The organism is Streptomyces sp. NPDC020898 (assembly GCF_044333925.1).
Classification (GTDB): Bacteria; Actinomycetota; Actinomycetes; order Streptomycetales; family Streptomycetaceae; genus Streptomyces.
Genome location: NZ_JBIRRV010000007.1, coordinates 189627 through 201891 on the forward strand (window position 1 = coordinate 189627; position 12265 = coordinate 201891).

At 71.7% G+C, this 12265-nt stretch carries 12 protein-coding genes; 5 read left to right on the forward strand and 7 right to left on the reverse strand.

What is annotated here, in order from left to right; genetic code table 11:
* The first annotated feature begins 138 nt into the window (after positions 1 to 138).
* Complete coding sequence (locus ACH4TV_RS23365) at positions 139 to 939, forward strand: hypothetical protein (RefSeq protein ID WP_398401070.1); 801 nt, start codon at positions 139 to 141, stop codon at positions 937 to 939.
* Between the two features lie 81 nt (positions 940 to 1020).
* On the opposite strand, the gene ACH4TV_RS23370 is transcribed toward ACH4TV_RS23365, so the two are convergent.
* Entirely contained in the window at positions 1021 to 2376 is a 1356-nt protein-coding gene (locus ACH4TV_RS23370; protein WP_398401072.1) for a right-handed parallel beta-helix repeat-containing protein, read from the reverse strand.
* Between the two features lie 66 nt (positions 2377 to 2442).
* On the opposite strand from ACH4TV_RS23370, the gene ACH4TV_RS23375 reads away from it, so the two are divergent.
* Positions 2443 to 3636 carry a Dyp-type peroxidase gene (locus tag ACH4TV_RS23375; RefSeq protein WP_398401074.1) on the forward strand — a complete coding sequence of 398 codons (1194 nt, stop codon included), beginning with the start codon at positions 2443 to 2445 and terminating at the stop codon, positions 3634 to 3636.
* Here ACH4TV_RS23375 and ACH4TV_RS23380 read toward each other — a convergent pair.
* The 5 genes from ACH4TV_RS23380 to ACH4TV_RS23400 all read right to left on the reverse strand — a co-directional run bounded on the left by ACH4TV_RS23380 (position 3551) and on the right by ACH4TV_RS23400 (position 8367).
* A complete protein-coding gene (locus ACH4TV_RS23380) occupies positions 3551 to 4393 on the reverse strand; it encodes a L,D-transpeptidase family protein (RefSeq protein WP_398401076.1) in 843 nt (280 codons plus the stop codon). The two genes, ACH4TV_RS23375 and ACH4TV_RS23380, sit on opposite strands and share 86 nt — an antisense overlap.
* A gap of 189 nt (positions 4394 to 4582) precedes the next feature.
* Positions 4583 to 5194, reverse strand: a complete 612-nt coding sequence (locus tag ACH4TV_RS23385) for a hypothetical protein (protein ID WP_398401078.1) — start codon at positions 5192 to 5194, stop codon at positions 4583 to 4585.
* A 4-nt stretch (positions 5195 to 5198) separates the two neighbouring features.
* Positions 5199 to 6071: a carbohydrate ABC transporter permease gene (locus ACH4TV_RS23390; protein WP_398401080.1), complete on the reverse strand. Its 873-nt coding sequence runs from the start codon at positions 6069 to 6071 to the stop codon at positions 5199 to 5201.
* Positions 6068 to 7012, reverse strand: a complete 945-nt coding sequence (locus ACH4TV_RS23395) for a carbohydrate ABC transporter permease (RefSeq protein WP_398401082.1) — start codon at positions 7010 to 7012, stop codon at positions 6068 to 6070. The genes ACH4TV_RS23390 and ACH4TV_RS23395 overlap by 4 nt, the downstream gene beginning before the upstream one ends.
* The gene (locus tag ACH4TV_RS23400) at positions 7009 to 8367 is read right to left on the reverse strand and encodes an ABC transporter substrate-binding protein (protein WP_398401084.1); all 1359 of its coding nucleotides are present in this window, start codon (positions 8365 to 8367) and stop codon (positions 7009 to 7011) included. The genes ACH4TV_RS23395 and ACH4TV_RS23400 overlap by 4 nt, the downstream gene beginning before the upstream one ends.
* Positions 8368 to 8431: 64 nt before the next feature.
* Here ACH4TV_RS23400 and ACH4TV_RS23405 point away from each other — a divergent pair, with 64 nt between their 5' ends.
* The gene (locus ACH4TV_RS23405; protein WP_398401086.1) at positions 8432 to 9796 is read left to right on the forward strand and encodes a Gfo/Idh/MocA family protein; all 1365 of its coding nucleotides are present in this window, start codon (positions 8432 to 8434) and stop codon (positions 9794 to 9796) included.
* On the forward strand, positions 9793 to 10044 hold the full coding sequence (locus tag ACH4TV_RS23410) for a hypothetical protein (RefSeq protein WP_398401088.1): 252 nt from the start codon (positions 9793 to 9795) through the stop codon (positions 10042 to 10044). The genes ACH4TV_RS23405 and ACH4TV_RS23410 overlap by 4 nt, the downstream gene beginning before the upstream one ends.
* A gap of 276 nt (positions 10045 to 10320) precedes the next feature.
* Here the strand turns inward: ACH4TV_RS23410 and ACH4TV_RS23415 are convergent, their stop codons facing one another.
* Positions 10321 to 11583: a cytochrome P450 gene (locus ACH4TV_RS23415; RefSeq protein WP_398401090.1), complete on the reverse strand. Its 1263-nt coding sequence runs from the start codon at positions 11581 to 11583 to the stop codon at positions 10321 to 10323.
* Between the two features lie 227 nt (positions 11584 to 11810).
* On the opposite strand from ACH4TV_RS23415, the gene ACH4TV_RS23420 reads away from it, so the two are divergent.
* Positions 11811 to 12251 (forward strand): SRPBCC family protein, encoded by a 441-nt coding sequence (locus ACH4TV_RS23420; protein ID WP_398401092.1) that lies wholly within the window; start codon positions 11811 to 11813, stop codon positions 12249 to 12251.
* Positions 12252 to 12265 lie beyond the last annotated feature (14 nt).

A 12265-nucleotide genomic window follows, 5' to 3' on the forward strand; every position in this document is an offset into this window, starting at 1 on the left:
CGGCGGGGGCGGGCCCCCCCCCCCCCCCGCCGGGGGGGGGGGGGGGGGGGGGGGGCGCCCGCCGGGGGGGGGGGGGGGGGGGGGGGGGGGGGGGGGCCCCCCCGGGCCCCCCCCCCCGCCCGCATGTAGAGACGACCCATGCGACGCATCAGGAGTGGCACCAGCGGCAGGACACGAACGGTACGGCGGCCCAGGGCCCGGACCTGGTGGGCGGTGGGCGTCCTCACGGCGGCGGCCTGCGGGGGCCTCCTCCTCACCGGCGGCGGCGATCCCGGCCCCCGGCCCCTGTCCGCCGACGAGGCCCAGCGCATGGCCCTGGCCCGCTTCCGCACGTACCGGGTCAGTCCCTCGGAGATCACCGTCCGCGCGGAGTCGGGCGACGGCAGGGCCGTGGTACGCGCCGTCGTCGACCACCGCAGGCACCGGGCGGTCGGACGGTACGAGGTGACGGGCGCCGGACGCCCGGACGGCGGCCTGCTCGCCTGGGACCCGAGCGGGTTGGTGGTGGCCGCCGGGGCCACCACCATGTCTCCCGCCGAGGGTGCGGTGCGTGCGGCGGGGCGGCTGAAGCCGGAGGCGTGGACGCGCCGTGCGTTCGGTGCGGCGCCGTTGGACACGGCCCTGAAGCTGGCCCTGTCGCTGGGCGCCGACCGGCCCGACAACGCGCAGCTGCTGGCGCAGGCCGGGCCGTTGCGGTTGCGCGACGAGCGCGTTGACGGGCGCCGGTACGACGTCTTCTCGGGGCCGCGGCCCCGGGCGTCCGCGTCCCCGGCCCGCCCGGCCGCGGACCGGTCCCCGTTGTCGTACTGGATTGGCGACGAGGGCGATCTTCGGCGTGTACGGGTTGATCTTGGTAAGGGCCGGACTATCACCATGGACCTCGGCGGGGTGCGGGTGCGGGGGGTTGAAGTGCCGGGTGCGCCTTGGGGGGAGCGGTGAGTGGTGGTGTGGCGGGTGCGGGTTCGTTGGGGCTTGTCGCGCCCACGCGGCGGAGCCGCAAATCGATACAGCCCCGCGCCCCTAAGGCGCGCCCGGCAACAGGAAGTCGCCCGGAGTCACCTTGCCCGGCAGGCCTACTGCCGGGCGGGCCGGAGTCGTATCAGCGGCGGGCATCGACTGCTGGCTCGGTGGTGCCTGTACGTCCTGGAAGGAGATGCCCGGGGGTGGCTGGACCGGAGTCGGGTGGCCCAGGGGGTCGCGTACCAGGCCGGTGTCCGGTTCCGTTCGGGCGGCGCCGCGCGCTCCCTTGGCGCATCTCGCCTCGCGGGGCAGGCGGGCCGGGCTTGTGCGTGACTCGGCGTTGTCGGTGAAGCAGTTGCCGGCCGGGGTGCCGGTGGCGAGGACGAGGTCGGTGCCATTGCCGGTGACCCGGTTGGCGCGCACGGTGTTGGCGCGTGCCGGGTAGCCCTGTACGTCGCTCAGCAGCACCCCGGCGGCCTTGTTGCCGCTGATCAGGTTGCGCTCCAGGACGTTGGCGCGCCCGCCGCCCGTGCCGACCCCGATGCCGAAGCCGCCGTCGGCCTGCTCGGGACCGGCGGCGTCGTTGTTGTCGGTGAGGGTGTTGCCCGCGACGACGGCGCCGTGCTGCGGGCCGAGTGCCTCCAGGTCGTTGGAGTTGAGGGTCAGACCGACCCGGTTGCGGCTCGCCCGGTTGCCCAGCAGGTAGAGCCGTTCGGAGGCGTTGGTGACCTCCAGGCCCACCGCGTTGCGCTCGACCGTGTTGTGCCGGACGACCGTGTCGCAGGGGCGGCACTGGCCGACGTAGATCCCTGAGTCGGCGTGCCCGGAGGCGTACGAGCGCTCGATGACCCCGTTGCGGGCGTCGAAGGCGTAGATGCCGTACAGCGCGTTGTTGTACGCGGTCACGTAGGAGGCCCGGAAGCCCTTCAGCGGGGGGAACTTGACGGTGTCGAGCGGGTCGTACGCCGAGCCGCCCGCGCGGCCCGCCTCCAGGGCGTCCGGGTCGGTGACGCCGGTGAACAGAAGGCCGTTGGCGAGGTGGTTGCGGACGGTCAGGTTCTCGACGACGGAGCCCGCGCCGGTCACGGTGATGCCGTTGGCGCGCTCGAACTCCCCGTCGACGACCACCCGGGAGCGGTCGAGGCCGCGCAGCACGACCCGTGCCTTCGAGACGGTGACGCTCTCCTGGTAGACACCGGGGGCCACCAGCACCAGCCCGCCCTCCCTGACCCGGTCGACCGCGTCCTGAAGGGAGTTGGTGTCCTGCGGCACCCGGACGACAGGCGCGGACGCGGCGCCGCCGGAGCCCTGGGACGAGGAACCGGCGCAGCCGGTGGCACCCGTGAGAAGGAAGGCGGCGACGAGCAACCCCCGGAACGCACGGGCCACACGGGCCACACGGGACGCACGGGACACGGTTCGTCCGATTCGTGGAAACAGAATGTTTAGCACGATCGCAGATGTATCGTCCCTTTCACTCTTATGACAGCACATGCCGCTTTCCCCACGCCCGACGGCGCGTCGGACCCCGCCCGCCGGGCCGTCCTGACCCGCGCCGCAGCCCTCACCGCCCTCACCGCGACCGCCTCCGGCTGCACGAGTGGTCCGCGCTCACTGCCCGCCACCGCCGGCCCGCCGCCCTTCCGCTTCCGGGGCCCGCGCCAGGCCGGTGTGACGACCCCTCAGCAGTCCGCCGCCCTGATCACGGCGTACGACCTCGTCCCCGCGGTACGGGGAGCCGGCGGCGTACGCGCCCTGCGGGAGTGTTTCGGCCGCTGGACACGGGCGCTGGCAGAGGTCCTGGACGGCGAACTCCCACCCCCAAGTCCCCTACGGGCAACGGAACTTCACAGAACGGCCGGTAGATCCCGGCTCACCCTCACCGCGACCGTGGCGATCGGCCCCCGTCTCCCCCAGCTCCTCTGCGTCGGCGCGCCGCCCGCGCTGCGCGAGCTGCCGCCCTTCCCCGACGACCGGCTCGACCCGGCGTACGGCGGCGGCGATCTGCTGCTCCAGCTCTGCGCCGACGACCCGCGCACCACGGCGGCCGCCGCGACCGCGCTGACCCGGCTCGCCGGCGACACCCTGCGCCCGCGCTGGCGGCAGACCGGGTTCCTGCCGCCGACGCCCGCCGGGCAGACCCCGCGCAACCAGCTCGGCTTCAAGGACGGCACGGAGAACCCGACGCCCCAGGAGTGCGAGCGCTGGGTGTGGTCCGACGACGCCACGTTCCTCGTCGTACGGCGCATCCACATCGGCGTGGCCGAGTTCGCACGGCTCGGTACGGGGCGGCAGGAGGAGATCATCGGGCGGCATCGCGTGAGTGGGGCGCCGCTGGGGCACCGGCACGAGCACGACGACGTGGACATCTTCGCGCAGACCCCGCAGGGCCGGTACGTGATCCCGCTGCGGTCGCACGTACGGGCGGCCAGTCCGCGTCTGGACGCGGGCGCCCGGATGCTGCGCCGGGGCTACAACTACGACGCGGGGCCGGACGACCGGGGGCTGCTGTTCCTGGCCTTCATGCGGGACCCGGCGCTGTTCGTCCGCGTCCAGCACCGGATGACGGCGACGGACGAGCTGAGCCGCTTCACCGAGCACCGGGGTTCGGCGGTGGCGTACGTCCTTCCGGGTGCCCTTCCGGGCGAGGACCTGGGCGCACGTCTGCTGGGCTAGCCGGGTCCACGTACTCCCGTTCGGGTTGCGGCACCAACTTCCGTTCCGTGCCCGGCTTGACGCCCCACACGTAGACGGAGTCGTCCTGGGCAAGGGTGTTCCACAGCCGCTTGGCGTCGTCGAGGCGCAGGTTGACGCAGCCGTGGGAGCCGCCGGTGAACAGGTCGCCGGGGGTGCCGTGGAAGGCCTGGCCGTCGCTGAAGAACTGGGAGTAGGGCATGGGCGCGTTGTCGTACAGGTCCGAGTAGTGGTCGAGGTTGCGCCAGTAGACGGTGTACGAGCCGGTCCGGGTCTCGTAGCCGTCGCGTCCGGAGCGGATGGGCACGGGCGCGTACACCACCCGGCTCCCGGTCTGCACCCACATCAGCTGCCGGGTCAGATCGACACAGGCGATGCGGTACGTGCGGACGGGACAGTTCTTGGCGGCGTTCGGGTTGGCCCGTGCCTCGACCACGAGCATCGTGCGGTAGGTCGTCAGACCCGCGTATCCGTCGGCGGGCTGCACCCCGTTGCGGCTCTGGAAGGTGCGGACGGCCTCGCAGTCGGCAGGAGTCTGCCGTCCGTCCACGGTCAGCTTCAGGTGCCGCTCCAGCTCGCGCTGGTAGGGGCCGGTCCCGGCCTCGCAGGGCGAGGGTGCGGCGGCCGTGGCGACTCCCGGCGACGCGAGAGCTCCCAGGAGGAGAAGCGCCAGGGCGACTGCACCCCTCGTACGACTTCGAGGACGAGTACGAGGGGTACGGACTCGGGATCCAGCCACAGCGCCTCCTCAGCGGGCCGACAAGCGTCCTCCTCCCAGGGATACGTCACTTCGGCGGGGCGGGTTTGCCCGGAGCGGGCGGGGCCGGCGAACTCCGGTGCGCTCAGCGCGCCCCCGAAGGGGCGCTGGGGACTGCGCGACCAGCCACAACGGACCCGCGCCCTCAGTACCGCACTTCCCGCGGAGCGCTTAGCCCGAGCGGGTGCGTGCGACGCCCCGGACGTCGATCGCCGTGAGGGCCATCGCCAGAGGTCCCGGCGCCAGGAACGCGAGCGGGAGCAGCATCCAGGCGCACAGGGCGGCCGTGGCGAGGGCGAGCAGGACGAGGGCGCTGCCGCCCGGGTCGCGGGCGGTGTCCCGGGCCGCATGGCGTACGGCGGACGGCCAGTCGGTGAGCGACTCGGGGCGTCCGCAGGCGCGCAGGCCGGTCACGGCGGCGTACGCGCCGATCGCGGCGGCGACGGCCGCGAAGGCCGGCCCGCCCGGCAGGCCGGTGCGGGCGAGCGCCAGGTCGGCCAGCACCAGCAGGACCCCCGTCACGGCGGCGAGCCCGGCGACGAGGTCGCCGACGCGCAGGCGCTGCCCCAGGAGGCGGAAGTAGCGTCCGGCGGTGGCCGGGCGGTCCTCCCTGGTGCCGCGCAGGACCTCGCAGGCCGTGGAGAGCGCGGCCGGGGCGGTCAGCAGCGGCAGGCTCGCCACCGCCGTGGCGAGGCCGACGCTGAGCACGTCGGCGAAGAGCGTCATGCGCGGGCCGAAGATCTCGCCCGGCTCACGGGTCGTGCGCATACCGCTGCCACTCATCGCTTCACCCCTTGATCCCGGAGTTGGCCATGCCCTCCACCAGGAACCGCTGGAAGGCCAGGAAGAACAGCACGATCGGCAGCAGCGCGATCACCGACATGGCGAACATCGGGCCGAAGGCGGAGGTGCTGGACGCGTCCACGAACGACCTGAGTGCCAGGGTGAGGGTGAACTTGTCCGGCGAGAAGAGGTAAATCAGCTGGGTGAAGAAGTCGTTCCAGGTCCAGATGAAGGTGAAGATCGCGGTGGTGATCAGCGCGGGCCGGGTCAGGGGGAGGATGACGAGGAAGAAGGAGCGGAACGGGCCGCAGCCGTCGATGCGCGCCGCCTCCTCCAGTTCCCTCGGCAGTCCGCGCATGAACTGCACGATGAGGAAGACGAAGAACGCCTCCGTGGCGAGGAACTTGGGCAGGATCAGCGGCCAGTACGTGTTCACCATGCCGAGCTGGTTGAAGATGATGTACTGCGGGATCAGCACCGCGTGGTGCGGCAGCATGATCGTCGCGATCATGAACGCGAACAGCGGCCCCCGGAAGCGGAACCGCAGGCGCGCGAAGGCGTAGGCCGCCAGGGAGCAGCTGAGTACGTTGCCGAGGACCGCGCCGCCCGCGATCAGCAGCGAGTTGGTGAGCAGGCGCCAGACGGAGACGTCGTTCACACCGTCGAGCGCTGTCTTGTAGTTGGACCACTCCAGGTGGCTGGGCAGCAGGTCGAGGCTGGCGATGACCTCGTTCGCGGGCTTGAGGGAGGTCCCGAGCAGCCAGGCCAGTGGGTACAGCATGACAAGGAGTGCGGCCAGGCAGCCGACGTGCAGGGCGATCCGACGCCAGGCAACCGGCTTGCGCACAGCGGGAGTTGGGGCTGCGGTGGTCGTCATCGGACTCCCCCTTCGGTGTCGGAGGCGTAGAAGACCCAGGAGCGCGAGGTCCGGAACAGTACGGCGGTGACCGCGCCGATGACGATCAGCAGGACCCAGGCCATCGCGGACGCGTAGCCCATGTGGGAGGCGACGAAGCCCCGGTCGTAGAGGTAGAGCGTGTAGAAGAGGGTCGAGTCGGCGGGGCCGCCCTTGCCGCCGCTGACCGCGAAGGCGGGGGTGAAGACCTGGAAGGCCTGGATCGTCTGGAGGACCAGGTTGAAGAAGATCACTGGGGACAGCATGGGCACGGTGATGGAGAGGAACTGGCGCCATCTGCTCGCGCCGTCGACCTCGGCGGCCTCGTACAACTCCCCCGGGATCTGCTGGAGTCCGGCGAGGAAGATGACCATCGGCGCGCCGAACTGCCACACCGTCAGCAGCGCCACGGTGACGAGCGCCCAGCCGGGCTTGAAGATCCAGCCGCCGGTGCCGAAGAGGTTGTCGACGGTGCCGCCCTCGTTGAACAGGGCCCGCCACACCAGGGCGACGGACATCGAGGCGCCGAGGAGGGAGGGGGCGTAGAACGCGGAGCGGTAGAAGGCCCGCCCGCGCTTCATGTTCTTCAGCGCGAGGGCGACGACGAGGGCGAGTCCGAGCTGGAGCGGGACGGCGATGACGACGTAGGTGAGGGTCGCGCCGACGGAGCGCCAGTAGCGCGGGTCCTCGGTGAACATCTGCGTGTAGTTGCGCAGGCCCACCCATGTGGGCGGGGTGAACAGGTCGTAGTCGGTGAAGGAGAGGTAGAGGGAGACCGCCATGGGGAGCAGCGTCAGGACGCAGGCGCCCAGCACCCAGGGTGACAGGAACACCCAGGCGGCGCCCTCGCGTTGGCGCTTGGGCCGCTTCACGGGGGTGGGCTTCGCGGTTCGGGCGGGGGTCGGTATCTCGGTGGTGGTCATGACCTCAGCTCCGCCTTCGCCTCGGTGACGTAGTCCTGGGCCGCCTCGCGCGGCGACATGCGCTCGTACGACACCTGGTCGTAGTCGCGCTGGAAGGTGGTCTGGAGGGCGCTGTCGCCCGAAGGGGGCGCCTGGGGCGGGGTGTTGAGCTTTCCTTCGAGGGTGGCCTGGTAGGCGTAGATCGTCTTGTCGAAGTCCTTGAGCTGCGGGGCGATCTCCGCACGGATCGACTCGTTGACGGGGATGCCCCGGCTCGCGCCGAGGACGGCCGCGGCCTCGCGGTCGTTGAGCATGAAGTCGATGAGCTGGGCGGCCTGTTGGGGGCTGCCGGTGTCGGCGGCGATGCCCATGAACATGGACGGCTTGAAGTACTGGCCGGGGGTTCCGTCCGCGCCGGACGGCATGGGTGCGAGGGCGATGCCGTCGGGGATCAGGGCGAGGTAACCGCTGGCCGGGGCGTCCCAGTTCATGTCGGAGGAGGCCGTGCCACGGCCGAGCGGGGTGTTCTCGACCGAGCCGTCGATCTGGGTGGTCTGCTCGGCGGCCGAGACGACGCCCTCGCGGCGCAGGTTGTCGGTGAAGGTCCACCAGCGGGTCAAGTCGTCGACACTGAAGCCGAGTTCATTGTCCTTCGTGTAGAGGGACTTGCCCTGGCCGCGCAGCCAGACCTCGAAGGCGTCCTCGCTCTGCCCGGGGTCGGTGCCGCCGGGTGTGCCGGTCCTCTCCTTCAACACCCGCATGGTGTCGGCCCATTGCTCCCAGGTCCAGCCGCCGTCCGAGGCGTCGGCGGGCGGCTCAAGACCCGCTTCCTTCCACTGCGCCGGGTCGTGGACGACGGTCTCGGTGCCGCGTCCCTGCGGGACGGCGTACTGCTTGCCGTTCAGCCGGCCCGTGGCGAGCAGTCCGGGCTCGAACTCCCCTGTCTTCAGGGCGGCTTGCTGCGTACCGAGGTCGAGGAGGACACCTCCCGAGGCGTACTGGTCGATCATTCGGTAGTCGAGCTGCATGACGTCCGGGGCGTCGCCGCCGGCCGCCTGCGTCGCCAGCTTCTGCTTGTAGGCCTCGTATCCGGCGAACGAGGTCTGTACGTCGACGTCCGGATACTTCTTCTCGAAGAGGTCGACCGCCGCCTCGGTCCTGGCCGCCCGGTCCGGGTTGCCCCACCAGGTGTAGCGCAGGACGACCTTGCCGCCCGCGCTCGTCGAACCGTCCGTGCCGGAACAACCGGTGAGTACGGCACAGAGGGCCAGACCGGCGGAGACAGCAGCGGCAGCGGTCCGGTGCGACCGCCGGGAACTGCGAAAGCTCCAGGGCCTCCGGGATCGCCAGGACTCCGTTGTCCTGTTTCCGGGCATGAGTGGGTCACCTCTTTCACTAGAAAGCGCTTCCACCCCTTGAACGACCCTAGGGAAGGTCCGGATGTCAGAACAAGACCCGTGCACCGCATCCACACACCGGCGCCCTCGCCGCCGCTGTGCCGTGGTCGGCCTCGGCGCCCGCGCCCGGATGTTCACGCAGGCGCTGTCCGGCCCGTACGCGGACCGGATCGACCTGGTCGGCTTCTGCGACGTCAACGCGCACCGCATGGCCGTCCACAACGCCTGGCTCGCCGCCGACCATCCGGGCCGGCCTCCCGTACCGGCGTACGCGGCCGGGGAGTTCGAGTCGATGCTGCGGGTGGAGGGGGTCGACCTGGTCGTGGTCTGCTCCGTGGACCGTACTCACGACGACTACATCGTGCGGGCCCTGGAGGCGGGCTGCGACGTGGTGACCGAGAAGCCCATGACCACGGACGCCGACAGGGCGCGCCGCATCCTGGACGCGCAGCGACGCACCGGCCGCGAGGTGCGGGTCGCCTTCAACTACCGCTACAACCCCGCGCATTCAGCGGTACGGGAGCTGATCACGGCCGGGGAGATCGGCGAGGTCGGGTCGGTGCACTTCGAGTGGCTGCTCGATCTGCGCCACGGCGCCGACTACTTCCGCCGCTGGCACCGCGACAAGGCCGACTCCGGCGGCCTCATGGTCCACAAGGCGACCCACCACTTCGACCTCGTCAACTGGTGGCTCGGAACGCGACCGGAGACGGTCTACGCACAGGGCAACCTCTTCTTCTACGGCGACGAGGCCGGCCACCGCCGAGGCCTCGCCCGCCCCTACACACGCGCCCACGGCTCCCCCGCCGCCCAGGACGACCCCTTCGCCGTACACCTGGCGGACTCACCCGAACTGACCGCGCTGTATCTCGACGCCGAACGGGAGGACGGCTACCACCGCGACCAGAACGTGTTCGGCCCCGGCGTGACCATCGAGGACGACATGGCGGTGCTGGTGCGGTACGCGTCCGGCGCCACCCTGACCTACCACCTGACGGCATACGCGCCCTGGGAGGGATACCGGGTGTCCTTCAACGGCAGCGAGGGCCGCCTGGAGCTACTGGTCGAGGAGTCGATGTGGACACGCCCCGGCGTACGGGCCACCGGCGGCAACCCGGCGCTCCACGGCGACGACCCGGGCCGTACGGAACTGCTGTCGCGGCGCTTCTGGGAGCCGCCCCGCGAGGTGAAGGTGGGCACGGGCGAAGGGGGTCACGGCGGCGGTGACGTACGGATGCTGGCGGACCTGTTCGGAGAGCGCGCCGACGATGTGGCTGCCGCCGCCGATCCGCTCGGGCGGGCGGCGGACGCGACGGACGGAGCCCGGTCCCTGGTGACGGGGCTGGCGGCCAACCGGTCGTTCGTGACGGGGGAGGCTGTGCGGGTGCGGGAGGTGCTGGACGCGTGAGCGGACGGGCGCTCCGGCTGACGGTTGTTCGTGACAGGGAGCCGGGGCGGGTGCGGGAAGTGCTGGACATGCGAGCGGACGGGCCTTCCGGCCAACTGCCGCTCGTGACAGAGGAGTCGGCGCGGGCGCTCGAAGTGCTGGGGCGGGCTCGCGAACGGCCGGTCGGGCAACGGTCCTTCGTGACAGGCGAGCCGGGGCGGGTGTGGGACGTGCCGGCGGACGACCAGCCGGCCAACGGTCCTTCGTGAGAAGCGAGCCAGTGCGGGGGCAGGAAACACTGGGCGTTCGAGCAGACACCCGCCCCGCCAACGGCCGTTCGTGACACGGAAGTCGGGGCGGGTGCGGAAGGCACTGGACGTGCCATCGGGACGGCCCTCCGGCCAACGGCCGCTCGCGACAGGGAAGTCGGCACGGGTGCCCGAAGTACTGGGACGGCTCGCGAACGGCCGGTCAGGCAACGGTCCTTCGTGGCAGGCGAGCCGGAGCGGGAGCGCGGGAAGTGAACGGCCGTCCGGCCGCCCTCGCTACCAGGTCAGGTGCAGGCTCTGTGGGGAGCGGTGGATCATCGTCGGGCGCATGGTGACCGGGTGGTCCTCGGACAGCCGGAGGCCCGGCAGGCGGCTGGTCAACTCGTGGAGGGTGAGGCGGAGTTGTTCGCGGGCGAGCTGTGAGCCCGGGCAGGCGTGGGCGCCGAAGCCGAAGGCGAGGTGGCGGACCGGGATGCGGGTGATGTCGAACCCGTCCGGGCCGGGATGCCGTACGCCGTCCCTGTTCGCGGCGCCGAAGGCGACGAACAGCGTTGCCCCGGCCGGGAGTTCGGTGCCGGCGAGGGTGACCGGGCGGGTGGTGACGCGCCGGAATCCCTGGATCGCCGCGTCGTACCGGGCGGCCTCCTCCACGGCGGCCGGAATCCGGTCCGGCTCCGCGCACAGCAGCGCCCACTGGTCCGGGTGCCGCAGCAGATGCAGGACCGTCGTGCCGATGAGCGCGGTGGTGGTGAGGTGTCCGGCGATCAGCAGGTTCTGGAGGTGGCTGACGACCTCGTGGCGTTGGTCGAGGGTCAGTTCGGCGCTGCCGTCACCGGGGGTGACGGCGGTGACGGATGCCACGAGTTCTGTGCAGAGGTCCTCGCGGGGTTCGGCGTGCCGGGCCCGAGCGTACCGGTCGAGGATGTGCTGCGTCGCCACCACGTCCTCGGCGACGGCCACTTGCTCGCCCTCGGACAGCGGGCGGAAGAGGAGCTCCTCGGCACGGTACCCGCCGTGTACGACGGCCGGTATGTCGGCGGGATCGAGCCCTACGACCCTCCCGATGACCTCTCCGGGCAGGCGCCGGGCGTACGCGGACATCAACTCCACGTGCCCGGCCTTGTGTTCACCCGACTCACCCGATGCACCGTTGACGAACGCGTCGACCAGGGCGGCGGCCCGTTCGGCTGCGTACGGCACGACGGCGGCGACCCGGGCGGGCGAGAGGCCGCGGACGATCGGGGCGCGCAGCTCCTGGTGCTGGGCTCCGTCCGCGCCGACGACGACGGGCCGGCCGCCGAAACCGCCCCCCAGCACAGCGAACGCGGCGGGCGACGGCATGACGTCGGGGCGCAGGGAACCGGCCGAGGAGAAGTCCTCGGCACGGCGCAGCACTTCGCGTACGTCGGCGTCCCGGGCGACCAGCCAGGCGTCGAGTTCGGCGACGAAGGTGAGGCCCTGGGCGTCACGGGCGCGGGCGTAGTGCGGATAGGGGTCGCTCTGCAACTCGTCGAGTCTGTCGTGCAGTTGGTGGTCCACGCAGTGCCCTCCGGCCAGGGTTTCGGATCACGGGTCACGCGGTCGCGCCCATGGTGCCGTACACCCGTACGGAGACGGAAGGTGTTCAAAGGTATTGGACAGCCCGTGTCCGGCGTACGCCACATCGTGAATGCCGGGCCGGGCCATGTATGTGAGTCGCGTATGAACACGCGCCGCAGGACGCCGGATCGTGCTGTGCCGGCCTCCCGGTTCCCTACGATCGTGCCGTGGCCATATTCCTCCTCGAACGCACGGTGCCGCTCCCCCTCGACGAGGCGTGGCGCCGGCTCACGGAGTGGCCCCGCCACGCATCCGTGGTCCCCCTGACCCGCGTCACCGTGCTCACGCCCCCGCCGACCCACGAGGGCACGGTCTTCGTCGCCCGCTCGGGCATCGGCCCCCTCGCCTTCGACGACCGCATGGAGGTCACCGTCTGGCGCCCCCCGACCGACGACACCCCGGGCCTGTGCCACCTGGAGAAACGCGGCCGGGTCGTCACGGGCTGGGCGGAGATCGAGGTACGCCCGGGCCCGGGAGGCCGCTCACGGGTGATCTGGCGCGAGGAGTTGCACGTACGCCTGCTGCCGTCGTTGTTCGACCGCACGCTGGAGCGGGCGGCACGGTCGGTGTTCGGGCGGGCGGTGAACCGGTTGCTGCGGATGGACTGACCGACGTCACCCGA